This is a genomic window from Candidatus Mycoplasma haematohominis (genome assembly GCF_902712995.1).
Classification (GTDB): domain Bacteria; phylum Bacillota_I; class Bacilli_A; order Mycoplasmatales; family Mycoplasmoidaceae; genus Eperythrozoon_B; species Eperythrozoon_B haematohominis.
The window spans coordinates 103,741-129,227 of sequence record NZ_CACTIB010000031.1 but is presented as its reverse complement, the minus strand read 5'-3'; the positions used below and the strand labels follow the sequence as shown (position 1 = coordinate 129,227).

The following is a 25,487-nucleotide window of genomic DNA, read 5'->3' as shown; positions in this document are numbered from 1 at the left end:
CTTTATCTAAAGAAAAGAATATTATCCTAACCCTTCCAGAGAACAAAACTTAACTACTGTCGCTTCTTGAGCTTTTTCAGATAAAGAATCTTGACTTTCTTCCATTAAGTAAGCTTTTTCGCATATATCCTTGATTTTCTTTCCTTGCCCATTATCTAAAAAATTTTTAAAGAGAGAATCTTTTGTTGCGTCTATGGTTCCCGCTTTAGAAGGCCCATAGATTCCTCCTCCAAAAAATTCTTGATTTCTTAATTTTCAAAATAGATCATTTCCTTTAACTGAAATTAGCTCTTGTTTTTTCTTATTTCCGAAAGAACCAGACACTGAATTGTAAGTTGTCTCTTTTGCTTCGCTTATTGTTTTGGGCTTAGTTTCCAATGAAGAGCAGTATCTCCAAACCTCTGACTCTAGATATTTATTTGTCTCTTTAGTGCTTTTGACATCTCCTTTCGTAGTTGCATAAGCTTTTTTGCACTCACCTTTTAAAGCATTCCCGTTTAATACACCAGCAAAACCATAATGAACAGTCTCACTTTCATTTTTATCTTTCTTTAATCTATTTTCATAAGATCAATTCCACCAAGCATCGCTATTTTCCCCTACAAAATAAGCTTTTGTTTTTTCAGCATACTGTCCTGTTAAAGAAGTTGATTCAAATGGTTTTCAGTCTGGCTCCCCGTCAGAGAACAAAGTACTTATTCCATATCCGCCACTTGCCGCTAATACTACTCCAGCTCCAACAACACCAGCTGTCTGTAAAGAGGTCATAATTATTTACCCTTTAAAGAGCAAAACTTAAGCAAGTCAGCTTCTACAACTTCACTATCGTCGCTTGTTGTTTTTGTATATCCTATAGCGCAAGTGTCTTTTACTGTGCCATTTCTATTCTTAAACAAATTTGTAAATAAAGTTTTTACTCCATTCAAATCCTCTTGTTTAAGCCCAAAGAAATGTCTATTTTGTTCTTCTCATAATTTCTCATTTCCTTTATATGAAATGTCTATAAGTTTTTCCTTTTTAGTTTTTGCAAATTCATTGCTATTCCCTGCATCCGAAGAGTTTACTTCCTGTAATGTCTTAGGCTTATTTCCAAATATAGAACAATATCTTCATACATCTTCTTCTGAATATTTATCTGTAGCTCCATTAACTTGACTTTTACCTACCACTTTACTTGAAGTGTCTGAACCTTCTTTATAAGCATCCCCACATACTTTCTTTAAAGAACTTGCTGAACCAGAACCACTAGTTAAATTTAGAAATTTAGTTAATGCAGCATGCTTGTTTGCAGCAGTATCTTGCTTATCTTTCTCATATCTATTCTTAAATACTCAGTTTCATCATTTGTCATTACTTGAATCAGTATCGTCAGCAAAATATCTTTTGTAATCCTCGCCATACTTCCCGCTTTGAGGTGTTTTCAACCTCACACAATTAGGTTCCTGAGCATCAAGTAAAAACTTAGCACCAACACCAGTTCCTCCTACTACTACAGCTGTAGCGCCTAATGCCACTGCTCCCTTAATTGCTGCACTCATATTTTTTCCTGAAATTTTCTAAATAAACCAATTCTAAAAAAGCCTAATTTATATTTGTTATATTTTGACTTTGTTGTGTGATTAGTTTATTTATTAATCACAATTTCGTAAGACAAAAAATAATTATCTAAATTTGAAAAACAATTCAACTTTCAAAAGATTAAATGCTACTTTTTTAAATAAATATATTCAAAAACAGACTCTAATTCTCATTAAAAATTGAAGCTTAACTTCAATTATTAATCGAATCTTTAACAGTTCATTTATTTGATGGCACAACTCAAAATACAAATATGGATTGAAACATAGTACGCTACAGTTTAGGAGGTGTTACTTTAGTCGGAAGTGTAGTAACAGCTATAGTTTTTCAGCAAAGATCGCTTAATTCAAAAGATGAAAAAACCGATGCGGAAAAACCCTATGCTGCTCTTCATAGATGAACCACTCAAAACAAAAGAACATATATAGGGAACAATAAAGGAGAAATAAAGAAACAATTGAATAATTTCAAACTACATTCACAAGGCGCTCAATACAAAAATATAATAGTTCAAAAATTTGATCATATGAAGAAAAGTCTACCAGAAAGCACACTTGAAAAAAAACAGATAAATAAAGCTCAACCCAATAGAGAAAAAGAATCGGAAGAATGAGCTGATTTCGTTAAACAATGATGTGAAATTAAAGCTAGAGATGAAACAATAAAACTAGAAGAAACTTCAGGTATTTACAAAGATGTACAAACTGATGGAAAAATTAAAGAAGACTTAGAAACATTTAAAGAATTGTGTACAAACCCCGCCTAATTTTCTTTCATTTAATTGATATTTTTTAGAGAATAATAACCATCATCTTGTTTATCTAATACGGCTAAGGAAGAGCAATATCTAGCTAAAGATATAAGTAAAAAGAAGTGTTATTAATTTCTTAAAAGATACTTCCAAAAATAAAGAATGAGTAATTTAGGTTTCAAATTAGGTGGTGGTGCAGTTGCTTTAGTGATAGGTTCAGCTACTACTTACGGAATAAAAGGGAGATTTTGAGATGATTTCATGACAACAAGTGATCCTAATGATTGAAATAGAGTCGGTTTCAAGTTTGAAGACGCTTTTAAAGGAAAAGTAAAGTCAACAAAAGCAGCTACATACTATGAATTGAGCGAGGAAGAAAAAAATGATTGAGAAGATAGATTTGCAACCTTTTGATCTAACAGTCACAAAATAAGGGGAGAAAGATTTCGTGGCTTGATCATTACTGAACAGACAGAGAAAGTATGGGATAACAATTCTCATTTAACAAAGTGAAAAGATCAAATGGACGAAAAAATAAAAAAAACGAAAGAAAAAAAAGAGATGGAGTTTATGAATAATTTTTATCAAGAGTGCAAGAAAGTATCTGAGTTTGTGCTCGAAAAAGAAACAGATAAAAATTACTGAAAAGATAAAGTTAGAGAGTATTTAGGTAATGTGAGCGAGGAAGAAATTGTGAAATATTTCAGAGACGCTTGAGTTGGGTGTTCAAATAATGGAAGCAGCACTGATATAGATAAAAATTGACCTTATGCAGAAAAAATAAAAGACAAGGAAGCTAAAGGAGAATGAAAAGATATGACCAGAAGTTATTTATCATATCGATCTGTATCTAAAGCCAAATAAAAGAAATTTTTTATCTAAGCAGGAATTACATCAAACGAACAATACTGCTTAACATTTGCTAAATTTAAATCATTATTTCCTGTAGAACTAGAACTCTTTTTATAAGCAGCTTCGCACTGATCTTTTATATTAGATCTGTTATCTGGTTTGTTCTTATTGTCATCATAAAATTTTTTGAAGAAAGAATTTGCTGTAGCTGTGTTGCCTGATTTGTCTCCGCTTTCTGAGAAAAACTCTTCGTTTCTTGCCCTTCAGAAAAATTCGTTCCTTAAATCTTGAGTAGAAATGAAATTGTGAGTTTTTTCTACTCCAAATGTATTTGCTTCATACTTCTCTTTCTTCTTAGAATTTTCAATTGTTACTGGTTTAACTATAAATACAGAACAATAATTCCACATATCATTTTCATATTTAGAATTATTACTTGAAAAATGTGTTTTTTCTTTCTTTAGAGCTGTCTCACAAACCTTATTCAAATGCTTATCACTTGTTTCTGTATTGGAAGAATAAGCTTCAGTAACTTTAGAGAACTCCGTACTTAATTGATCTTTTGAAGATCAGAAGAAAATATATTTAAAAGTTCATTCTCATCATTGTTTATTACTTGAATCATTAGGATCAACAAAGTATTTCTGCTGTACATTTCCAATTGTGTTAGTTGTATAAGTAGAAGCTAAGCTTCCATTCAATTGAGAAACAGTAATATAAGTTGGCATATCAGGGACATAGAAATAACTACCAACCCCGAAACCTGTTCCAATTAATGCAGCAATAACTGCTCCGGCAGCAATTGCAGGTTTAGCTATAGCCATATTCTTATTGACTAGTTTTTTCTGGAATTAGATAACAAAACAATTTAAGATCTGCATCCGTAAATTTATTGCTTGGAGAGGTTGTTGTCGTTGAATAAGCTATCTCGCAAGTCTTCTTAACAGTATCATTTGCTCCTCTATCTTTCTTGTTATATAAAGTTTTAAAAATAGACTCATTGGATGCTTTTGAACCTAAATTTCCATATCTAACCTCTCCAAAAAACTCCTTGTTCCTTCTGTCTCAAAAAGAATTATTGGATGTATCATCTTCAGATTTAACAGAAACTAACTTACCATTGTGTTCTGCTTTAGTGCCGAACTTATTTGAATAAGTTGTTTCGCTTGAAGAAACCATCTTTGGCTTCGCTTCAAATATTGAACAGAAAGCTCAAATATTCTCTTCATATTTATCTTTATTATTGAAATTTGCTTCCTTAAAAGAACTTTTGCAAACCTGATTTAAAGCTTTATTGTCAGCGCCAAAAGATTTATCTATCTTAGTTTTCTTAAAGTTTTCGTATCTATTGTTATCTTTAGTTTCTTTATCCTTACTTCACTTATTAAATAAAGCAGATCATACGTCTTTATTCTTAGAACTATCAGGATCTAGAAGATATATACCATACTTGCGACCAAAAGAATTTGCATCTGTATATGTCTTTTCAAAGTCTGATGAATAGGCAAGAAGTCTAGTTTCAGTATCAATTAAGTTGTCATATATTAAATAACCTCCTCCGCCTAAAACTCCTGTTGCTAATGCGGCTGCAGATGCAACTTTGGCTACTGACATTTATTCCTGTTTTCCTTGAAGGGAGCAAAACATTAGAGTATCTTTACTTCTTCCTGCTTTTACTTTAATTAAATTCATAATAATTTCTCCAGGCTTTTAATTAGAACCACAATATACATATAAATATACCTTTTAATAGAAATATTTACGGTTATGTAGAAATAACTAATTAAAGAAAAATTGTCTAATTACTAAAAACTAATACTAAGAATTATTGAGCTCTGCCCTTATATAAGACCTGAACTCCACATCAGAAACCTTTTCCTTGAGCAGGTTGATGTGTATATCAGGTGTAATCTTCTACATATTCAAGAGAGCAAGTTAAACCTTTGGATTTACTTGATTCTCTTACTTGCGATTTCAAATTATTTCTTACATATTCTTCTGCTTTCATAGGTTTTGTACAGAAATATGCCGCTTCAAAGAAACTATCTACTTTCAGACCTGAAGAAGGATTAGTTGCTCCTGAGAGGAAATATTTAGAAAGCGGAAAGTTTTTTATTTCAGGGGATTTATTAAGTTCTGCTCTGCATCTTTCTTTAAATACTCCTATATGTGAATCAGTTACATCACTTTCTTCTTTTATCTCCTTAATACTATTTGAGTCTCCTATTAGTTTCTTTAAGTCATCTTCACCGAAGAAAGATTGTTTTTCTCAATATTTGTAATCTGTACCTGTAGTTCCCTTAGTAAATCATCCTCCAGCTATTACTTGCCTTCAAATAGCATCATCATTGGTATTCTCTGTATTTAATAAAGTAAAGCCATTTCTTTTTAATAGGTCTCCATTACTCTGTACTACAGTACATCACTTAATTAACTTCTCTAATTCTTCTTGATCCTTAAAGTCAAAAGGTTTTGCTAGAGCCTGTTCACAATCTTTTTTGTGATTATTTATTTCTGATGTTTTTGGGTCTTGAGTTCAAGTAATTGTGAAATCTATTTCCCTTCCCTCTTCTGGAGTTACTTTTCCTTGCGCAATTACTTTCTTTTCTAAATTAAATCCAGAGCTTCCATTAAATAAATCATTTGATTTTCTACTTAGAGTATTTAGATGAGGATCTAATTCATGTATTAAAGAAAATTTGGAATCCTTATCTTCTGTGCTTGAACTAATAACTTTGTAGCCTTTCTCTTCTATTGCTTTCTTAAATGTACCGAAATAAGATAACTTGATATTTAATTTTCCAGAAGAAGATTCAAGGTATATTTTTACTCCGCCTCCTACAGCTCCAATAGAAACTGATGGTATTCCGAAGAAATTAAATGCATTTTGAAGCAATGCTTTATAGCCCAACATAATCTAAACCAAGTCACTATTCAAATCCTTCTACTTACCTCTAGAAGAGGTTGAAGTTTTGTTTTGGCCGTAAAGTAACTTAACTGCACATCAAAATGATTTTCCTTCTATAGGTTGATTAGTTTGGAATTTTTTGTATTGATTAATGCTTTGTTTTACATAACAATAATCTACTACATCTGTAGTAACAAATGCCTTTTTAGGAACACCCTGCATAGCTTTACTTATGTAGTCCTCAACTTTCATGGGTTTAGAACAGAATAAAGCTGCTTCTTGGAAAGGATCAATATTTACTCCTGGTTTTGGTTTAGTTTCTTTTCAGAATGCAGTTGGAATATAGAAAGTAGATCTAGTAAAGGGTTTTTCCAATACAGCTTTACATTTTTCTTTGAACTTATCAATATGTTTCTGAGTAACTTGGGATTTAGAACTTATTCCATTCAATTTATCTTTTCCTAAAAATTCGTTAATTTCTCTAGGCAATATGAAAGCTTGTTTTTCTCAATACTTAATGCCTTTTTCTTTTTTAAATCAACCTCCAGCTATTACTTCTTTTCAATCTTCATCTGTAGCGTTAGTTCGTGCTTCTGTAAGCAATTGAAACTTATGTCTACCTAGAACATCTTTAATTTTTGGTTCAGTACATCACTCTCTCAATCTTGCAAGTTCATCATTTACCTGTTTCTTCTGTTTAGCATCACTTTCATTAAATTTAAATTCAGCATTTAGAGCTTCTATACAAGCATTTTTATGTACAGGTATAAATTGTTTATCTGGTTTATCTAAGATTACTAATTCCCTGTCAAATCTATTTATTTTTGCCTTTATTTTTTTAGTCTTAAAGACAATTCTTTTACTTCCCTTAAATATCTGATTATCTCCATAAGTAAATCCTTTTGTCTTATTAGGGAACAATCTTTGTAACAGAATATTCAATACAACATCATCCTTAGTTTCATCGCTAACAACCGTATATCCCTTGCTTTTTAACTCATCAGAAAATTTATGAATAACTGGTGCAGCTTTAGGAGCAGATGCAGGAGGAAGTACAGGAGCTGGAGAATTATTAGTAGGTTTTTTCTCTGTATTTACACTAACAAGCGGTTGTTGTTCGATATCTTGTGGAGCTGAAACAGGTAAATCAAGAACTTTAGGTACAAAACTTTCAGGAGGTAATACTAAATCTTGCTCAATTGGAAAAGGATCTACAGGAATATCGAAAGAGGATGGTTCTCATCCTTCTGCTCTCTCTAATGAATAGCCATCTTTACTTATATAAAGCTTGATACCTAAACCTGTTGATCCAATAAACAAGGTAGGTATACCTACAGTATTAAATTTAGAACTAAACAGTTTCATAACACTTTATTGAGCTTTATATAAAGCCTTAACAGCACATCAGAAAGTTTTTCCATCTAGAGGATTATGGGTTGTTCACTGATCAAAATCACGGCTACTCATGTAACAGTAATCAGTAGTTGGTATTATTACTTGAGTTTGTACTTTTCCTTGTAAGGCTTTTGTTATATACTCAGAAGCCTTCATAGGTTTCATGCAGAACAGAGCTACTTCTTGGAAAGCATCTATTTTTGGTCTTGAATCTGCACTAATTCCATTAATAAATTGAGTAGTTAAATAGAAGTTAGTTCTTTCAAATGGCTTCTCTAATTCTTCTTTACATCTTCTTTTGAAAATTTCTATATGCGCATTTGTTACTGAGTCCTTATCCTTAATTCCTGATTTATCAGCTCCAATAACAGAAGTTAAATCATCATCTTTAATAAATGCTTGATCTTCTCAAGGCTGTTTGTTTGCTTCTTTTTTCTTGAATCAACCTCCAGATATAACATCTTTTCAATCTTCTTCATCTTTATTGTTGTTTAAGTCAGTATTAAGTGGAGTTAATTTATGTCTTCTTAAAACATGATCAACAGTAGGGATAGTGCATCACTCTCTTAGTCTTGCAAGTTCTTTGTATTCTTCGCTTCCTTCTTTTTTAACATCGTCTGAAACTTCTTGATCTAAAGCAGATATGCAAGCGTTTCTTCAAAGATCTACATTAGAAGCATCCGGTTTTTGTACTACAGTAAGGGAATAATTAACTGATCCAACATTACTATTAAATGTCTCCTTATTGAAAACAACTTGCGGACTAGTTTTAAATTTTGTTCCGCTGTAGTGAGTTAAAGATTCCTTGGTAGGATCCAACCTTTCCATCAAAATATTAAGAATTATCTTTTCTTCTGTAGATGCAGTTACTAAATCAAAATTTTTAGAAATTAATTCAGTTCCATATGTTCTTCTAGCAGGAGTTTGTGAATCTAGAGTTGATAAAGATGTAGCTGCATTATCAACAACTCTTTCGCTAGAAGAAGAATCCACATTCATGGTTCCAAAACCATGACCATTTTTTAGATATATTTTGGAACCTACACCTGCTGCTCCAGAAACGACGCCAGTAGCTGTTAAAGCTTTAAAGATAGTTGAGAATATAGACATTGTTTTTTCATTGAAGTTGGCGGCATTCTAAGAAGGATGACTGTATTAAAAATAGTTATTAATAATAAATTTCAAAAAGTAAAAGTTATTTACAGAGTCAAAAAAGGATTTATTTATTAAATATTGTGTTTTTGTGGATCAAAAAAATGGTTGGAATCTATAAATGAAAATATATTTATTATTTACCTTTCAAAGAACAAAACTTAAGTAATTCAGTCTCCTTAACTTCAGCATTTGAATCTGTATTTCCATTTGATTGTTTCTTATAAGCTTCTGCACAAACATCTCTTATTGTGTCATTTTGCCCTTTAAATTCTTTTTTGTATAGATTCTTGAACATAGAACTGTTTTCTAATTCTGATTCCTGAAGACTAAAGAAATATTTATTTTGTTCATTTCAAAACTTTTCATTTCCCTCATAGTTAGTATCGATTAGATCGCTCTCTTTGGTTTTTGCAAATGTATTTTCCGCTCTTGTAGTTTCTGAACTTACTTCCTTCAATGTCTTAGGTTTGCTGCCAAATATAGAACAATATCTTCAAACATCATCTTCTGAATATTTTTGTGAGTCTATTGAATTATTTGTCTTAGAAACTACATTATCTGTAGATTCCTTATAAGAATCTCCGCATACTTTCTTTAGAGATTTATCTTTAGCAGAACCACTTGTTAAGCCAATAAATTTAGTAAGTGCACTGTGTCTTTTGCTTTCTTCATCGTTCTTATCAAACTCATATCTCATTTCAAACACTCAATCTCATCATTTGTCGTTTTCATTCTTAGTATTGTCTACAAAATATCTCTTGTAGTCAGAAGCGTATTTACCATCGTCAACAGTTTCTAAAGTAGATCTGAATGGTTCTTGAGCTCCAAACAAAAAGTTTGCTCCCACTCCAGTTCCTCCAATCAATACTGCTCCTATTCCTAAGATAATTACTGATTTAATCAAAGGTACTATTGCCACGTTTAATTTTTTTTGAGTTTTAAATTTAATGAATATTTTTAAAACTTATTAACTTTTCTACGATTTTCTATTGTGTATAAATTAGAAAAATGACTATTTAATGCTTTTTAGACTTCATATTTGAAAATTAAATCACCAAAAAGTAATTGAAAGTCCTTCAAGCAGAACAAACTATACCTTACTAACTTGTAGGAATTAAGTAACAAAATTTTTTGATGTCTGCATCTGTTGCTTGAATAGGATTTGTCTGTGTTTTTTCAGATTCATAAGCTTCTTCACACTTTGCTTTTATATTGCTAGACTTTATATTTCCTTTCTGGGAATATAAGCCAGAAAATATTGAACCTTCTGCGCTTGATCCAGAATATTTTTCAGATCTAAAGAATTCTCATTATTTTTGACTGAAACTGCTTTATCTCTATGATTTTCTCCTAATTGGTCTTTATATTGGGAATTACCTATTAGCTTTAATGTCTACTCCTAGCAAAGAACAATAAGTTCAAACATTGTCTTCATAGTGTGTCTTAGTACTTCAAGTATTCTTTTGAGTTTTGAAAGCAGTATCACACACTTTATTCAAGGACTTATCATCTCCAAATCCAGAAGTAATTGCTTCGCTTCGGAAATCCTCGTGTAGTTTGTTGGCAGCATCACTACCTGTTTGTTGAATAGAAAGTTTCGTAAATTTCTCATCTCATCACTCTTTATTTCTTGAATCATTAGGATCTACTAAATATTTAGCATTTTCTTGTCCGAAAGTGCTATTGCCATAAGAAATAGATCTTTGTTCAACAGTAAACGGGGGATTTCCTGGATCTTGTAATCAAAAGTAACCTCCAGTTGTTCCTCCCACTACTACAGCAACTGCTGCTTCTAATTTTGTTGGAGGAGTCAGCACAAAATTATTTACCTTCTAAAGAGCAGAACTTAAGAACATTTGCTTCTGTTGCAGTTGGCTTTCCATTTTCTTTTGTTGATTTAAGTCCATAAGCAATTTCACATGTTCCTTTGACTGTAGATCTAGAATACTTTTTTCTGGATTCATACAATTCATGAAATAAAGAATCATCAGCTAGTGTTATTCCGCTCGAACCTTCGGGAGTTTCGCCCTTATAACGACCGATACCAAAGAATCTATCTTCCTGTATTTGTCAAAACCAATCATTACTTTCATCCGTAGTTGAAATTAATTTAGTTTTTTGAGTCGTTCCATATACATCCGTTTTACTTTTATACTGCTCAGTATCTTTATCTGCTACAGTACTTGGTTTTCCTTTGACGCTAGGAGAACAATATCTTCATACATCTCTTTCTAGGTATTTATCAGAAGTTGTAGTGTCTGAAACAACATCGCCTTTTGGCTTTTTATAAGCCTCACCGCACTTATCTTTTAGATTCTTCCAATTGTCTGTAACATCCTTAAAACCAAAACCAGGTTTTTCGTTTTCTGAGCTTTTATCCTTAGATAACTTGTTCTTTAAAGATCACTCTCATCAACCTTTATTTTCATCTGTTGCTCCTACTAAATAATGTTTGTAATTTTCAGCATAAACTTCACTAGTCAAATTCTCAGTAATGTGTTTTCATGCTGGCATATTTCATAGAACACTAATGCCATAAGTTGTTGCCCCTGCAGCCATAAAAACACCAGCAGCTGCGGATGCTTTTACCAAATCCATTAACTAACTTGCTTTTCTCTCTAATGAACAAAATTTAAAAACATTATCTTTTGTAGCAGCTAATTTATTGTCTTCTTTTGTCTCTTTTAGAAAATAAGCTGCTTTACAAGTTTCTCTTATGTTTCCTTTATTTTCCCCGCCTTTAGAATCAAAAAGCTTTTTAAACAAAGAATCATTTGTTGCATCCAGAATACTACTTGTCTTACCTACTTCTTCAAAAAACTCTTTATTTCTTGTTTCTCAGAAAGTATCGTTGCCTTTAATGCCAACTAATTTACTGGCATATTTTTTTCCGTATGTATCGGCTACTGAATAGTCTTTAGCTTCAACTTCATCGATACTTTTTGGAGTCTCTCTAAAGAAAGAACAATACTTCCAAAGATCATTTCTTAAATTTTCTTTATCATTATTAGAGTCACTATTTTCCTTGGTAATATCTGTCTTTGTTTTTTCATAAACATTTTTACAAACTTTATTCAAAGATTTTTGCTCGTCCTCAGTAGTTTTACTTTCCGGTTGATATCCGGATTTAATTTTGTCTTTTGCAAAACTAGAGCTCAATGTCCTTTTCGTGCCTTTCTCGTCTTCTTGCCACCTCCTAAAAGACCATTCTCATCACTTTTGATTGTTATTTTTGTCTTTGCCAAAAGGAGAAATTAAATAATCTCCATATAAATTGCCTATCTTTGTATCTCCGTCGAACGTTGTTGAATCCTTGGACAAAACAACAAAATTTACTGGCATAGAATCTGAAGAAACAGCGTTATAAATTCCGTAACTAGTCCCAGCTGTCAAGACAGTTGCGCCGCCTCCAACTACTGCTGCTTTAGGTAATGACATAATTTTTATTCCAGAGAACTTTTTAACTCTTTAGGTGCTGACCCTTCTATAGAACAAAACTCTCAAAATTCCTTTCACTTTAATTTTTCTCCATTTGTGTAACTAGGTAAAGGAGTAATATCATACTTTTCTTTGCATTTGCTCTTTAATGCATCAACAACTGCCTTCTTCTTATCCGATTTTGTTTGATCATTTTTATAAGCCTGTAATTTAGTCTCGAAGTCATTTTTAAAAAATCCTCCATCTTGGAAACTAATGTTTTTACCTGCCAAATGTTGAACCCTCTTGTTCCAGAAATAATCATTGACCTTGCCTTCAACAGAAGCAAGAAAAGCGGCATACTTCCCTCCTACTTTTGTATCTTTATCTTCTCCAGAATAATCTTTATGCCCTTCCAAAGTGATCACTCTTCCGTCATAAGCAAACTTAATTCCTACTCCTCCACAGACTATCAATGCAGCCCCACTAGCCACAATACCTACTTTTGTTGGATCCAAAATAGCTCTACTTCCTAACTTCTGGAATTAAGAAACAGAATAAAGCAACATCAGAGTCTTTCATCTTTGGTTCTTCTAAATCTAATGAACTTGCTTCGTAAGCTTTTTCGCATGTTTTCTTAATAGTATCTTCCTCTCCTCTATTTAACTTCTTTTTATATAAATCAGAAAATATGGAATCTTTTGAGGCCATGCTTCCTGAATATCCAGAATTTATTTCATCAAAAAATTCCTTATTCCTTGTCTCCCAAAATGATGAATTGTATTTATCATTTGCGGCTTTTACAGAAACAGTTTTATTTTTGTAAATCTCTAAACCTCCTACTTTGCTTGTATAGTTATCTTTACTTGAAAATTTTCTTCTAGTGTTTATTACGGAGCAGAAGGATCAAACATTATCTTCGTAATTTGCTTTCTTATCAATCTCAGTCTGATTAGACAATAACGCTGCTTTACAAGCCTTGTTCAGAGATTTAATAGGTGTAGTTGATTCATCATCAGAATACGCAAGAGTAATGTTCTGAACCTGAAACTCATTACTTAAAGTGGTTGAGCTAGATGCACTTTTAAATTTCTTAAAAGATTCCTCTCATCATTTCTTATTCTCATATCTATCAGGATCTACCATGTATTGAGAGTAATCATTACCGAACATTTCCTCTGTATACAGAGTATTAAAAGAGTTCTTATCCTTAATAACGAAAACTCTATCGTTTCCAGAACTGAGTAAGTAATATCCCCCTGTACTTGCAGCTGCTACAAACACCAAAGCAGAAGCTACCTTAACAAATAAAGTCATATATCTATATATATAAAGGACTTACAACGGCAAAAAGTAAACAAACTAATTAAAGAGCCAAAAAAATTAGCTTTACTGTTCTCCCTTTAAAGAACAGAACTTAAATACATCTTCCAAAGGAGTACTATTTCCATTTGTTGTTTCGAAGTAAGCAATATTGCATAATTGCTTAACTGATTTATTAGCGTTATAGAAAATAGAATTAGAGTTAGTTACCTGTTCTCTTTTAGCTTTAGCTCCTTTCAAGCCCAAAAACTCTGCATTCTTTAAATTTCAGAAATCCTCATTATCTTCATGCTTCGGATCTATTAGTTTGTCTTTGTACTGTTTTCCATATGTGTTCTCAGTTTTATAAGTATCAGTAGTTTTAGCTTCCTCAATAGTCTTTGGCTTCTTGCTTAATAAAGAACAATATCTTCAGACTTCATCCTCTAAATATTTATTAGGGTCATGCGTGCTCTGAGTATTTATATTTGCTTTTGGTTGCTTATAGACATCCTCACATTTTCCATTTAAAGATCTATCTTTGCCAACTCCTCCATCTACATTCAAAAACTCTTACTACCAGGTACAGGTTTAGTATCTAATTCATATCTATTTCTAAAAGCTCACTCTCATCAATCATTATTGCTCTTCTTAGTAGCATCAACAAAATAATTCTTATAATCTGAAACATACATTCCGGAACCAGGAGAATTTAAGGTTTCATATTCTGGCATTCCGCCTTCCAAAAGAAGGATAGTAATCAAACTAGCAGTTCCAGTTATCGCAGATAACGCGCAAATTGTTCCTACAACTTTTGTGGTTGCCATAAATCAATAATCAACCTCTTATAAAGTTAGAAATTAAATTTTTTTAAGTTTTCTTTATTATTCAAAATTTTTAAAAAATTCAAGAGAACTATTTCTTACTCAAAAAATAAATAAGAGAGCAAGCAAATCATCTACCATGGATTGAAATCTTATACGTTACGGATTAGGAGGTGTTGCTCTAATCGGAAGCATAGTAACAGCTATAGTTTTTCAACAAGGAGCACTTAATTCAGAAACTAATAAGGAACAAATCCCTTCAGAAAAACCTTATTCTGCCCTTTACAAATGGGTTCAACAAAAAAATAAAACATACATAGGAAACAACAAAGAACAAATAATAGAACAGTTGAATGTTGTAAGTGTTAATGCTCAGGGAGCTCAATATAAAAACACTTTAGTTAGAAACTTTGGTCATATAAAGGCTAGCTTGCCAAACAGTAAAGTTGAAATATCAAAAATAAACCAAGCGCAGCAAAATAATAGACCAGCATCAGAAAAATGGGCTGGTTTTATTGGAGAGTGATGTGAATTAAAAGCTAGAGATGAAACTATACAGTTAAAAGAAAAGGACGGAGTTTATGAAGATAATCAAAGTGACTATAAAACTAAGCAAGATTTAGAAGTATTTCAGGCAACATGCACAAAATAAAAATAAATCTTTAATTTAAAAATTAACTTCTATTCCTTTCCTTTTAATGAACAGTATCTAAATACACTTTCTTTGGGTGCTTTATCGGTTGCAGCACTATCCTCTCCTTTTTTAGAATATGCTGTTTTACAAGCATTCTTAACTAAGTCTCAAGATTTGTTCTTATCTTTGTTTTCATCAAACAACTTTTTAAATATAGAATTTGCATCTGCATCTTTAGATCCTGATCTGTCTCCTTCTGCCTCAAAGAAAAGTTTTGTTTGTGTAGCCCAGAAAAGACGGTTGCCATTATCTGTAACAGAAACTAACTTACTTGCTTGAATTGCTCCGTAACTTTGATCATCTGAATATTTTTTCTTTCCCTCCTCTTTATTAGAAATAGTTGTCGGCTCTTTTCCTAGAAAAGAACAATACTTAAATAAATCCTTCCTTAGTTGAGATTGTGGAGTTTCTGTTGTAGATGCTGAAGAAATATCAATTGTTGAATAATCTCCCTTGTAAACAGTCTCGCAAACTTTATTTAAAGATTTATTATCTTGTGAATCCTTATCAACGAAAGATTTGTCAACTTTTTCTACCTTTTTAAAATCATCACTAGAAGCTCCGTCTATTTCAAAATTTCTATAAGAAAGCGCCCATCAAGATTCATTATCTTTAGACTTATCAACGTTTCCATCATTTTTTGACAAACCAAAAGGAGCAACTAGATAATCACCATATAATTTCCCTATTTTTTCATTTGTATAAACAGTTCCATAATCCTTTTCTACGGTTAAAGTAACAAAAGAAATCTCTTCCCCTAAAAGTGTCTTGATATAGAAACCTCCGCCTGTAACAAGCGTCAATATTCCAACACCAACTCCAGCCTTTACTAAAACTGACATAACAATCTTTTAATCTATCCTTATAAACATATTAATTAATGAAATCTAAGCTTTAGAAGCGGTTGTGTCTTCTATTAAAGAACAATACTTAACAACTTCTTGTTCTGGGATCTCAGTTGATTTCTTTTTATAAGCGCCATCACAAACAGATTTAAGTGCTCCTTGTTCTTGAGATTTAGAACCCTTTTGTTTATACAAGTCACTGAAAAGTTTTCCTTCTGCAGAACCATGACCAGTTCCTAATTTACTTTCTCCTCCATAAAAAAATTCATTTTGTTTCAATGCCCAGAATGCATCGTTCTTATTTGAAGTAGTCGAAGCTAGCACCTCTTCTTTTATTTTTCCAATTGTTCCATCTGTAGGATTATCACCACCTTCCTTAACAGTCAACAATTCTTCTGAAAATATAGTGCAGTATTTTCAAATAGCTTTTCTGTATTTATCTTTTGTAGCATCTGTAGAAGTGGGTTTTATATCTGTTGCTGATTCTTTCTTAAACGCATCTTCGCATACTCTATTTAAGGCTGTTTTATCTCCCTCCTCTCCAAAGGCTTTAGTTACTTTATCTGTTTTCTTAAACTCATCACTTAAATCACTAATAGCTTTCCCGCTTGTAGGTTCATAATCTTTCTTTCAAACCTCTTCATAATGCTTACTCCATCAAGCTTCATTCTTATTAGGATCTGACAAATACTTTCCATATATTCTTCCGAAAGTTTTATCTGCATAAGTTTTTTCAAAATCTTCCGTACTAGACAGAAAGGAATGCTCAGGAGTTCAAAGATTTAAACCTCCTTTCAAGGCATAACCTCCACCTATCAATAAAGCTAAAACTCCTAAACTAGCTGCACCTTTTATTGGATCCATGAAATAAATTGACCTTTTTAATTAAACACAACAGTTTGTATATAAATCCTTGCTTTAAATACAAATATTTAAAGCCTCGTAGGAAAGAAAATACTGAGAATTAGTTTTCTATAAATGATAAGATACAAAGTAAAATTAACTTGCTAATTTACTTTTCCTCAATCTTCTGGTTTAGTTATAGGTTCTTTGGATGTTCCTCAATCAGAACATAAATCTCACATTGCGTTTCAAAATTTATCTGTTTTGTCTTCTACATTAGAACCAGCAGATTTTAAAAGTCCTAACTGTTCCTTATGTGCGACTTTTCAATTGTTATTATCGTTAATGCCTTCCTTGACGGCAGTATCGGAAGCAAATGAATATCAACATTGTCCAGCTAACAAAACTGCTCCATCCGCTAAACCGCTTATACTATTCAAGGTATCGCTCACATCTTTATATTTAGATTCATAATTTTGCTTTAAAAAATCCAATTTCTCTTGCCATTTAGGAAATAATTGGTCAAATTCCTGTTGATTAGTCTTACTTCTTTCAATTGGCTGCAATATTACATTCTTATATTTACTATAGACAGATGTGGGTTTAGCCAACAAAGTTGGAAGAGATGAATCAGATCCTTTTGGAGTAGAAAAATTAATTGCTGATACTCTAGAAACTCCTTTATATATTTTTGATCCTCAAAACTCATTCTTTACACAGAAGTAAATAGCTGGAGGTAAAAGTAAGAATGAAAGCATTCCCAATCCTCATTTAGCTTCCAAAAAATCTGTATTCAGTCTTAACGCTGTCAAGTTCATTAGTTATTAAAAAATTTATTTCTATTTCGTAAATATTTTGAGAGTTACAAGCAAGATTATTCAAAATTAAAAAGAAAGAATTCAAAAATTTAATTTTTCAAAAAGAACAACACGTAGCAAAGCTTTTTCGTGAAAAAAATGAATAAAAAATAAAAAAATACATTTAAGTAAAAATAAGACTTCGTTCTTTTGTGACTAATTTAAATAAGAAAAATAAATCTATAAGTGCTACAAATTGAAAAAAGAAAACTAACTCTTTTGTTCATCGTTAATTATCGAATACTAGAAAAAATAAGAAGAATACATTTGGATCCTTTTCCCTCTTTATAAATCTTCCATGCTCTGCCACTAAATTAACTGTCTTTACAATCTGAAAAGCTTTTTTAATGTCTTCTCTAGTCTCTCACAATCAGCCATTTATTATGCAAACCATATGAACACCCTTAAGCACAGGAATATTGGGAGGGGACTGCATATGCATTGCTCTTGCGCCTCACCTTACTTCATTCTTGCAAAAAAGTCAAAAAGGCATAAATCCTTTTTCAACAGCGGGAATCTTGCATGCATCGCCTTGAACTATCAACTTGGCGTAAAAGCCCTCCACAAATCTTTCTTTTTTTCAATCGAAAAAAGCAGGATCGAAAACATTTTCCAAAGAGAGCAATAATTTCTGCGCTTTAGCAGACTTAAACTCTGGTTTCTTTGGATCATCCATAGTAGTCAAAAAAGAAAATAAATCTCTAATTTCAACAAACTAAAATGATTATTTACAACACGGACATAACTGCGAAAGCAAAAAACCTACCTGGCATTTTTTTCTTTCACTCTATAAATCTTCCTCAACCTCCAATTAGGTCAACTGTATTTCCTGTTTTGAAAACATCCTCAATCTTCTTTTCAGACCAAATTCAACCTCCAACATAGCAAACAACGTAAACACCAATAAATTCCTTAAGATGTGGGGGACTTTCCAAATATACAAGCCTCGATCCTCACCTTATTTCTTTTTTGCAGAAAAAAGCAAAAGGCATAAAGCCCTTCTTAACAAGGGGAATATCGCAACCATTTCCCTTAACTACAAACTTCCCATGAAATCTTTCAATGTATCTTGAAGTTTTGAAATCAAAAAGATCAGGATCAAAAAGCTCTTCCAACTCCAAAATTATTTTTTGAGCTTTGGCCGATTTAAATTCTGGTTTTTTAGGAGTGTTCATGAGCATTTAATTTAAGAAAGAGTGAGAATTATAGTTTGCAAAAAAATGGCAGTTTTACATTTCCCTTTAAGAATCTATGGTTCTAGAAAATCAACTATCCGTAGACAAAGAAAGAATTTCGATTTTTTAAAGTGTTTTTTTTGATAGCTAAAAATGACAAAAGTAACTTATATGCATAAACAACACACTTATTTTTCTGTCAAATAATTACTCATCTCTCAAAAATTAAACAGATATTTTGAGATCTCTATGAACTGATCAACACTAAATCAATGCAACCAAAGAAAACACAAAAAATCTCCCTTTCATCTTGCTTCACTCAACAAATCTACCTCATCCTCCAATAAACTCAACTGTTTTTCCAGGCTTAAAAGCGTCTTTAACTCTCTGTTCTCATCACAATCCTTCATGTATGAAACACAAAACATAAACACCCAAAAACTCTGGTATATTGGGTTTAGATTCCATAACCATCAGTTTTGAACCTCACCTTATCTCATCTTTACAAATAAGAGCAAACGGCATATGAAACCGTGTTTAATAATTAGTAGATCACAAGCATCTCCCGAAACTACCAACTTTCCATGAAATCGTTATGCAAAAATTGATTTCTTGAAATCAAATAAATTAGGATCAAACAAATCCTCTAATTCAAGAATTAATTTCTGAGCTTTAGCTGATTTAATCGCTGGCTTCTTAAAATCCTCCATCTTTGATATCCCGACAGAATGCGGGAAATTGTAATATTTTTCAAAAACATGATTATCGTTTTATGCTCTTGAACGCTGCCTCATCAAAGAAAAAACTTAGTGTAGATATTTAAAAAATGACATCTTATAAATAGACAAATAAGTATGCTTGCTATTAAGCCCTCTAATTCAGCTTAAAAGAAGGTTTTTAAATTTAAATCTTCAACTAGAAACATGCAATGAAGAGGCTTTTTTGATTAAATTTAAAATCTATGTACAAGCTTAAAAAGTAAAAAAAATTACACGCTTGTAGCAATTCTTAGAATCTAACTCAATAAACAAATACACGCTTATCAAAAAAATCTAAAATCAACACACAAAAAATTGCTATCACAAGTCTAAAAGAACTTAGCGAACAAATAAAAATGAAACTGCCACACAAAATTTTCTTCTGAATTAATTGAACAACAACCCAAAAAATAGCCTTTTCTGCATCAGTTATGACTGCTGCAACAGCAACTATCCCTTTTACAGATACATATTCCCTTAATACTCTTTATTCAGATAAAAAATCTTCTCAACAATTAGAAAATGAAACAGCCTTAGAGTATGAAAAATCTATATACAAAATATGGAATATAGAAAAAATAAATGACTTAATAATTAAGAATAAAGATCAAATAGAAAACTGATGGAAACAAATAGACAATATTAGTATTTCAGAGAATTATCAGATCCAAAAATTATTAATTGAAGATCTTGAAAAATACAAAGAATTTCCAGAATTCTCCAAGATAACCCCTTTTCGTTTACCAACAGAAAAATCTGAAGATATCCTAGTTCCTATATTCATTGCATTTATTAAGAGTTATTTACTTAAAGAAATAGACGCAATATCTGAAAAAGTCTACTCAATTCTAGAAAATCAAAAACAAATTGCTTTCTCTAGAACAATACTGAACAATGACAATATAAACACAAAACTAGAATCCACATTTTTTGAAATCTTCAGATACCAAGACTTCAGAGTAACAATAAATATCCCTAATAACAATCAACACATTGAAAAACTAAACGGAAAAATAAAAGAGTGAAAACAAGAAATAGAAAAGGACATTGCAGAAATAAAAAATATATTGATCAATTTCAAAAAAGAAATTAAGTTCGATAATGCAAACTTCATAGAACAAATAAAAAACATAAGAATCTCTATGCAGAATCACATAAAGGATATAGATGAGAAAATAAAAAAACTAAATGAAAAAATAGAAATAGTTCCGAAGATATTGATAGGAATCTTAACAGGAAATGAAAAGCAAAAACTTCTAGAAAGTGTCAACAAAATCCCTGAAGAAGCAAGCTCTCTAAAGAAAATACTTACTAGCTTAATAGAAACAAAACCTATAGAAAAACAAGATTTCGAACAATTTAAGAGAGAAAGTTTCTCGACTTATTCAATAGTAGAACAAGGCAAACAAAGAGATAAGTTAGAAGGCGCGTGCAGAAACGCATTCTCAGCTGCTTTTATAAACATATTCACATTTGGATGAGGCTGTGACATGACCGACAGATCAGAAATAATAATTAATTACGATTCCCAACTTTTCTGAATACTTCTAGGATTGGTAAATATATTCGGCACAAATAAAAATTCCAATGGAGAAACAGTACTTCATGAAGTAGTAAACAGCATTCCTTGAACTCAATATACTGCAGGAAAAACAACAGAATGATTTTCTAGTGATGAAATAGATAAAGAATTAAAGAGATTTGTTGAATTAGTTAACTATCCAATGAAACCAGAAAAGAAAACCTAATTTCTAGGCTTTGCCTTATATAGAGATTTAACTGCACATCAGAAAGATTTACCGCCTAGAGGATTATTAGTAGTTAAAGATTCTTTATTACTTACATCACTTAAATAACAATAATCATCTGCGCTTATCTCAACGCTATCACTTACTAATCCCTGTAAAGAATCAGTTATATATTGAGAAGCTGTAAATGATTTAACACAGAACAAAGCTGTTTCTTGGAAAGCATCTATTTCTGGTTTATCTCCTGTTATTCCATTAATGAATTGAGTAGTTAAATAGAAGTTTTTTCTTTCAAAAGGTTTAGATAACTCATCTTTGCATCTTTTTTTGAATACATCTATCTTGCTTTTATCTACATCATTCTTACCATTAATTCCAGACTTATCAGTACCGACAACAATATTTAAATCAGCTTCATCCTTTATAAAAGATTGATCTTCTCAATTATTCTTATCTCCTTCTTTCTTAAATCAACCTCCAGATATTACTGTTTTCCATTCTTCATCATCTTTAGTATCTTCTGTATTGGTATTAAGTGGAGTCAACTTATGTCTTCTTAAAACTTGATCAACTGTAGGTATAGTGCATCATTCCCTCAATTTAGCCATTTCACTGTATTCAGTAGTTCCAGACTTCTCAACTTTTTCCTTAGTTACTTCAACAGCTAAAGCTTGAATACATGCTTGTTTTCAAGGATCTATAAAAGTGTCTTGTGGTTTTTGTAGAACAGTCAAGGAATAATTTTTACCTCCTATCTGACTATCAAATTTTTTGGTACCAAAAGTAACTGGTGAGCTAACTGAAAATCTTTGTCCTTGAGAATAGCTAAGACTGTCCTTTGTAGGATCCAGTCTTTCCATCATGATATTTAGGATGATGTCATTTGATGTATCTGCTTTTACTAACTCATATTTTTTGTCTATCAATAGTGAACCATAAGTTGTTCTTGTTGATGCTTCTTGATTTTGAGTTGGAGTAACAGTTGCTGTATTTTGTGTATTTGAAGTAGAAACATTGGAAACTGGATCTACATCCATGGTTCCAAAACCATGACCATTTTTTAGATATATTTTGGAACCTACACCTGCTGCTCCAGATAAAACTCCAGTAGCTATTAAAGCCTTAACAATAGTTGAAAAGATAGACATTGTTTTTTATTTAAGTTGTGCGCATTGTAAAAAGCATGACCATATAAGAAATATTTATTTCTAATTAATCTCAAAAAACAAAGAGCATTAATAGAATCAAAAAATTATTTATCAAGTCTTAGTTGGTTGAACTTGTAGAAGAACTGCATGAATTACCATCCGTTTTAAGATTCAACTGAGCAGTCAAATAAGTAGTTCCAATCAACATCGCAAAATTAACAGCAGTTACTGCCACCATGCTTTTTGGTATTTCCATTTTTAAATTATTTGAACGTATTATATGAATGACTATTTATGAGGCTGTTTATGCGGTTTTTAATTAATTAAAAAGGAAAAGTATTTTCAATTTTCAAACAACAACAAGTGTCTTAAATGTATTAACTAATTGTTAAATCTGCATTTTCTTGCAGAGTACAGAATTTTTTAACATCATTTGTATATTTCTTTTTGTTATCGTCATTTCCATCAGTTCCTTGAAACTCAGTTTTAACTTTTTTATAAGCAGCATCACAAACTTGATTTAGTGCTTTATTTGCATCTCCATTTTCAGAGCTGTATCCTTTTTCTACAGCTTGAAATACTGTTGATTCAGACGAACTACTAAGTGTATAAACAGAAGTGTCTTCTGTTTTTGGTTGTTTATACTTATCAAACCTGCTATTTCATCAAGACTCATTTGCTGAAACGTTTGCTACTAGTTTTTCTTGATTCTTAACTACAGAAGCTAACTTATTTCCTTCTGTATATTCTGTTTTGTTGGTAGTTTTTGCATCGCTCAAAAATTGCTTTAGAGTAATGGTGGTATTGCCATTTTTAGCCAACATATAAGCTCCAACACTAGTTCCTCCTACAGCTACTGTGGCTGCAGCTATTCCTGCTGCTGTTTGTGGTGTCATAATCTAATTATTTTGTTTTTTATTGACTATCTTTTTCAAATAAAGAACAGTAAAGGATAACTTCATTTTTTAAATCATTATCTTCCTTGTCATAAACTGTTTCACAAACCCCTTTTAAAGCACCAACTTCTTTTTCTTTTGAGTCTTTTTTCTTATAAAGATCTCCAAAAGCCTTATCAGCAGTTGCTTTGCTTCCTATTCCTTTCTTATCGGTTCCTCCAAAGAAAAATTCCTGTTGTTTTCTTTCCCAAAATATTTTGTTATTTTCAGATTTAGTATCAGCTAATACATCCTCTTCTGTTTTTCCTAACTTACTGCCATCATAAGAACTTGAATTTGACGCATCTTTAACGGTTAGCAATTCTTTTTCAAAAATAGTGCAGTATTTTCAAATGCCTGCTCTATATTTGTCTTTATCTGTGTTTGTGCCACTAGAAGGCTTTATATCTGTCAAATCTTTTTTAAAAGCTGCCTCACAAACCTTATTTAATGCATTAGTATCTTTTGAATCAAATCCTTTAGAAACCGCTCCTTTCTGAAATTCGCTGCTTAAATTGTTGTTATTTGTTACTTGACCATTCTCTCCTTTTACTTCTTGTTCATTCTTCAAAACTTCATCATATTTTTTCTTTCATCAAGATTCATTCTTATTTGGATCTGTCAAATATTTAGCATACTTCTTACCAAACTTATCATTTGTGTAATCTTTCTTAAAAGTTGCTTCATCCATTTTAGAAAGAAAAGAAACTTCTGGTGTTCAAGAATCTAAACCTCCTTTCAAGGCATATCCTCCGCCAACTACTAAAGCTACTGCGCCTAAACCAGCTGCTCCTTTAACTGGATCCATCTATTACTTACCCTCTAAAGTACAAAACTTAACAACTTCATCTGCTTTAGGATTGGTATCTGAAGAATCAGATGTGCCTGAAGATTTTTCATATCCTTCGTTGCATCTACTTTTTATGCTTGGCTTATCTGTTAAATCTTTATTATCGTTATAAAACTTGTGGAAAAATTTCTCATTTGTTGCAGTTTTTCCTGATCTTGTCCCTGTATCAGCAAAGAATTCATCTGTTCTAAATTTTCAAAACAAATCATTTCTTTTATCTACAGCAGAAATTAACTTTGATTTCTGTTCATGGCCTATTTTTCCTGATGAAGTTGAATAACCATCTTTATTTAATGACTGATCAACAGTTACTAATTTATTAATAAATAGAGAACAAAAAGATCAAACATTACTTGCGTATTTAGAGTTTGCTTCTGCTTCTAAATTAGCTTTTGTATCTTTATAAGCAGTCTCACAAACTCTATTTAAATGTGTGGCGCTGTTTACAGATGCATCAGAAGTATAAGCCTGCTTAACTCCTTTAAATTGTTTGCTCAAATCATTTCATGAAGTATTTCAAAAGATATAGTTAAAGCTTCATTCCCATCAATCTTTATTTTCTGTTTTATTGGAATCAACTAAATAATCTCCATATGTATGTCCAAACTTTCCGCTTGCATAATTAGTTGAAAAAGCACTGCTTTCTTTAATAACCGAATGAACATTTGGCATATTAGGTATTTTGGTGAAAATGGTTGAAACGCCATAACCTCCAGAAGCTATCAATATAGCCCCAGCTCCTGCTGCAGCTGCTTTTGTTAATGCCATTGTCTATTATGCTTTTACACTAAACGTATCTTCTAAATTAGATGGAACTTGTTTAGAAACAGAACACAATTCTCAAAATTCTCTCCACTTTGCATCATCTCCAGATGTCATAGAAGTAGATACATCGTCATACTTTGATTTACACTTCTCTTTAAGGTCTTTAACAGCTTCATCTAATTTCTCCTTTATAGTTGTTTCATTTGAAGTACTGTTTCCCTTTTCGGTTTTATAAGCTGTAATCTTCTCGTTAAAGCTTGTGCCAAAAAAGCCTCCCGTCGACAAATTAATCGGTTCTTGTTTAGCTAAATCCAAAACTCTTTCTTCCCAAAAGAAATTATTTCTTACAGCTAAAGTAGACATCAATTTATCTGCATTCTTGTAACCATATTTAGATTTATCTCCTGTACCAGAATATTCACCATTATTTTTCAAAGAAGACGGTGTCCTAGCATCAACTGCAAACTTAGCACCTAAACCTCCTCCAACTGCTACTACAGCTATTCCTGATCCTACAGCTAATTTAGTTGGATCCATTTATTAGTAAGGTATCTTCTGAAAATAACAATATTTCCCTAATTAATATTATGTAACTTTCAACGTGTCGAACATTGAATCTTTCTCGTATGAATTTTGAAAAATTTTTAATCTAACTATTTGTTATTCCTAATTTTCTAAATTTGAAAT

At 31.7% G+C, this 25,487-nt stretch carries 31 protein-coding genes; 4 read left to right on the top strand and 27 right to left on the bottom strand.

Annotation, left to right across the window (positions count from 1 at the left end; all coding sequences use genetic code 4):
- Positions 1–21: 21 nt before the first annotated feature.
- The gene (locus H6411_RS05350) at positions 22–768 is read right to left on the bottom strand and encodes a hypothetical protein (protein ID WP_216083617.1); all 747 of its coding nucleotides are present in this window, start codon (positions 766–768) and stop codon (positions 22–24) included.
- Between the two features lie 2 nt (positions 769–770).
- Complete coding sequence (locus tag H6411_RS05345; RefSeq protein ID WP_216083616.1) at positions 771–1,538, bottom strand: hypothetical protein; 768 nt, start codon at positions 1,536–1,538, stop codon at positions 771–773.
- Positions 1,539–1,831: 293 nt separating this feature from the next.
- Between H6411_RS05345 and H6411_RS05340 the strand changes: the two genes are divergently transcribed.
- Both H6411_RS05340 and H6411_RS05335 read left to right on the top strand, forming a co-directional pair.
- Positions 1,832–2,344 (top strand): hypothetical protein, encoded by a 513-nt coding sequence (locus H6411_RS05340; RefSeq protein ID WP_216083615.1) that lies wholly within the window; start codon positions 1,832–1,834, stop codon positions 2,342–2,344.
- Between the two features lie 147 nt (positions 2,345–2,491).
- Positions 2,492–3,193 carry a hypothetical protein gene (locus H6411_RS05335; protein ID WP_216083614.1) on the top strand — a complete coding sequence of 234 codons (702 nt, stop codon included), beginning with the start codon at positions 2,492–2,494 and terminating at the stop codon, positions 3,191–3,193.
- Between the two features lie 14 nt (positions 3,194–3,207).
- Here H6411_RS05335 and H6411_RS05330 read toward each other — a convergent pair whose 3' ends face one another.
- The 13 genes from H6411_RS05330 to H6411_RS05270 form a co-directional block, all read right to left on the bottom strand.
- Positions 3,208–4,005: a hypothetical protein gene (locus H6411_RS05330; protein WP_216083613.1), complete on the bottom strand. Its 798-nt coding sequence runs from the start codon at positions 4,003–4,005 to the stop codon at positions 3,208–3,210.
- Between the two features lie 4 nt (positions 4,006–4,009).
- Positions 4,010–4,795 carry a hypothetical protein gene (locus H6411_RS05325; RefSeq protein WP_216083612.1) on the bottom strand — a complete coding sequence of 262 codons (786 nt, stop codon included), beginning with the start codon at positions 4,793–4,795 and terminating at the stop codon, positions 4,010–4,012.
- Between the two features lie 211 nt (positions 4,796–5,006).
- Complete coding sequence (locus tag H6411_RS05320; protein ID WP_216083611.1) at positions 5,007–6,095, bottom strand: hypothetical protein; 1,089 nt, start codon at positions 6,093–6,095, stop codon at positions 5,007–5,009.
- A 30-nt stretch (positions 6,096–6,125) separates the two neighbouring features.
- On the bottom strand, positions 6,126–7,454 hold the full coding sequence (locus tag H6411_RS05315; RefSeq protein ID WP_216083610.1) for a hypothetical protein: 1,329 nt from the start codon (positions 7,452–7,454) through the stop codon (positions 6,126–6,128).
- A 6-nt stretch (positions 7,455–7,460) separates the two neighbouring features.
- The gene (locus H6411_RS05310) at positions 7,461–8,594 is read right to left on the bottom strand and encodes a hypothetical protein (protein WP_216083609.1); all 1,134 of its coding nucleotides are present in this window, start codon (positions 8,592–8,594) and stop codon (positions 7,461–7,463) included.
- A gap of 178 nt (positions 8,595–8,772) precedes the next feature.
- Complete coding sequence (locus tag H6411_RS05305) at positions 8,773–9,558, bottom strand: hypothetical protein (RefSeq protein ID WP_216083608.1); 786 nt, start codon at positions 9,556–9,558, stop codon at positions 8,773–8,775.
- Between the two features lie 454 nt (positions 9,559–10,012).
- Positions 10,013–10,456 carry a hypothetical protein gene (locus H6411_RS05300; RefSeq protein WP_216083607.1) on the bottom strand — a complete coding sequence of 148 codons (444 nt, stop codon included), beginning with the start codon at positions 10,454–10,456 and terminating at the stop codon, positions 10,013–10,015.
- A gap of 4 nt (positions 10,457–10,460) precedes the next feature.
- The gene (locus H6411_RS05295; RefSeq protein WP_216083606.1) at positions 10,461–11,237 is read right to left on the bottom strand and encodes a hypothetical protein; all 777 of its coding nucleotides are present in this window, start codon (positions 11,235–11,237) and stop codon (positions 10,461–10,463) included.
- Between the two features lie 3 nt (positions 11,238–11,240).
- Positions 11,241–12,077, bottom strand: coding sequence for a hypothetical protein (locus H6411_RS05290; protein ID WP_216083605.1), 837 nt, complete (start codon positions 12,075–12,077; stop codon positions 11,241–11,243).
- 5 nt (positions 12,078–12,082) lie between these two features.
- Positions 12,083–12,574, bottom strand: coding sequence for a hypothetical protein (locus tag H6411_RS05285; RefSeq protein ID WP_216083604.1), 492 nt, complete (start codon positions 12,572–12,574; stop codon positions 12,083–12,085).
- A 7-nt stretch (positions 12,575–12,581) separates the two neighbouring features.
- Entirely contained in the window at positions 12,582–13,373 is a 792-nt protein-coding gene (locus H6411_RS05280; RefSeq protein WP_216083603.1) for a hypothetical protein, read from the bottom strand.
- A 72-nt stretch (positions 13,374–13,445) separates the two neighbouring features.
- Positions 13,446–13,925, bottom strand: coding sequence for a hypothetical protein (locus H6411_RS05275; RefSeq protein ID WP_216083602.1), 480 nt, complete (start codon positions 13,923–13,925; stop codon positions 13,446–13,448).
- Entirely contained in the window at positions 13,916–14,185 is a 270-nt protein-coding gene (locus tag H6411_RS05270; RefSeq protein ID WP_216083601.1) for a hypothetical protein, read from the bottom strand. Before H6411_RS05270 ends, H6411_RS05275 begins: the two co-directional genes overlap by 10 nt.
- 136 nt (positions 14,186–14,321) lie before the next feature.
- Here H6411_RS05270 and H6411_RS05265 point away from each other — a divergent pair, with 136 nt between their 5' ends.
- Positions 14,322–14,834 (top strand): hypothetical protein, encoded by a 513-nt coding sequence (locus tag H6411_RS05265; protein WP_216083600.1) that lies wholly within the window; start codon positions 14,322–14,324, stop codon positions 14,832–14,834.
- 29 nt (positions 14,835–14,863) lie between these two features.
- Here H6411_RS05265 and H6411_RS05260 read toward each other — a convergent pair whose 3' ends face one another.
- The 6 genes from H6411_RS05260 to H6411_RS05235 form a co-directional block, all read right to left on the bottom strand.
- On the bottom strand, positions 14,864–15,718 hold the full coding sequence (locus tag H6411_RS05260) for a hypothetical protein (protein WP_216083599.1): 855 nt from the start codon (positions 15,716–15,718) through the stop codon (positions 14,864–14,866).
- Positions 15,719–15,763: 45 nt separating this feature from the next.
- Positions 15,764–16,585 (bottom strand): hypothetical protein, encoded by an 822-nt coding sequence (locus tag H6411_RS05255; protein ID WP_216083598.1) that lies wholly within the window; start codon positions 16,583–16,585, stop codon positions 15,764–15,766.
- A gap of 143 nt (positions 16,586–16,728) precedes the next feature.
- A complete protein-coding gene (locus H6411_RS05250) occupies positions 16,729–17,382 on the bottom strand; it encodes a hypothetical protein (RefSeq protein WP_216083597.1) in 654 nt (217 codons plus the stop codon).
- A 268-nt stretch (positions 17,383–17,650) separates the two neighbouring features.
- Positions 17,651–18,097, bottom strand: a complete 447-nt coding sequence (locus H6411_RS05245; protein ID WP_216083596.1) for a hypothetical protein — start codon at positions 18,095–18,097, stop codon at positions 17,651–17,653.
- Positions 18,098–18,149: 52 nt separating this feature from the next.
- A complete protein-coding gene (locus H6411_RS05240) occupies positions 18,150–18,596 on the bottom strand; it encodes a hypothetical protein (protein ID WP_216083595.1) in 447 nt (148 codons plus the stop codon).
- A gap of 264 nt (positions 18,597–18,860) precedes the next feature.
- Positions 18,861–19,121, bottom strand: a complete 261-nt coding sequence (locus H6411_RS05235; RefSeq protein WP_216083594.1) for a hypothetical protein — start codon at positions 19,119–19,121, stop codon at positions 18,861–18,863.
- A gap of 589 nt (positions 19,122–19,710) precedes the next feature.
- Between H6411_RS05235 and H6411_RS05230 the strand changes: the two genes are divergently transcribed.
- On the top strand, positions 19,711–21,102 hold the full coding sequence (locus H6411_RS05230) for a nucleotide exchange factor GrpE (protein ID WP_216083593.1): 1,392 nt from the start codon (positions 19,711–19,713) through the stop codon (positions 21,100–21,102).
- Here H6411_RS05230 and H6411_RS05225 read toward each other — a convergent pair.
- The 6 genes from H6411_RS05225 to H6411_RS05200 form a co-directional block, all read right to left on the bottom strand.
- Complete coding sequence (locus H6411_RS05225; protein ID WP_216083592.1) at positions 21,099–22,250, bottom strand: hypothetical protein; 1,152 nt, start codon at positions 22,248–22,250, stop codon at positions 21,099–21,101. The two genes, H6411_RS05230 and H6411_RS05225, sit on opposite strands and share 4 nt — an antisense overlap.
- A gap of 118 nt (positions 22,251–22,368) precedes the next feature.
- On the bottom strand, positions 22,369–22,506 hold the full coding sequence (locus H6411_RS05220; RefSeq protein ID WP_216083591.1) for a hypothetical protein: 138 nt from the start codon (positions 22,504–22,506) through the stop codon (positions 22,369–22,371).
- Between the two features lie 121 nt (positions 22,507–22,627).
- Entirely contained in the window at positions 22,628–23,146 is a 519-nt protein-coding gene (locus H6411_RS05215) for a hypothetical protein (protein WP_216083590.1), read from the bottom strand.
- 19 nt (positions 23,147–23,165) lie between these two features.
- Positions 23,166–23,993 carry a hypothetical protein gene (locus H6411_RS05210; protein WP_216083589.1) on the bottom strand — a complete coding sequence of 276 codons (828 nt, stop codon included), beginning with the start codon at positions 23,991–23,993 and terminating at the stop codon, positions 23,166–23,168.
- Positions 23,994–23,996: 3 nt separating this feature from the next.
- Complete coding sequence (locus tag H6411_RS05205; protein WP_216083588.1) at positions 23,997–24,803, bottom strand: hypothetical protein; 807 nt, start codon at positions 24,801–24,803, stop codon at positions 23,997–23,999.
- Between the two features lie 6 nt (positions 24,804–24,809).
- Positions 24,810–25,337 (bottom strand): hypothetical protein, encoded by a 528-nt coding sequence (locus H6411_RS05200; RefSeq protein WP_216083587.1) that lies wholly within the window; start codon positions 25,335–25,337, stop codon positions 24,810–24,812.
- Between the last annotated feature and the right edge of the window lie 150 nt (positions 25,338–25,487).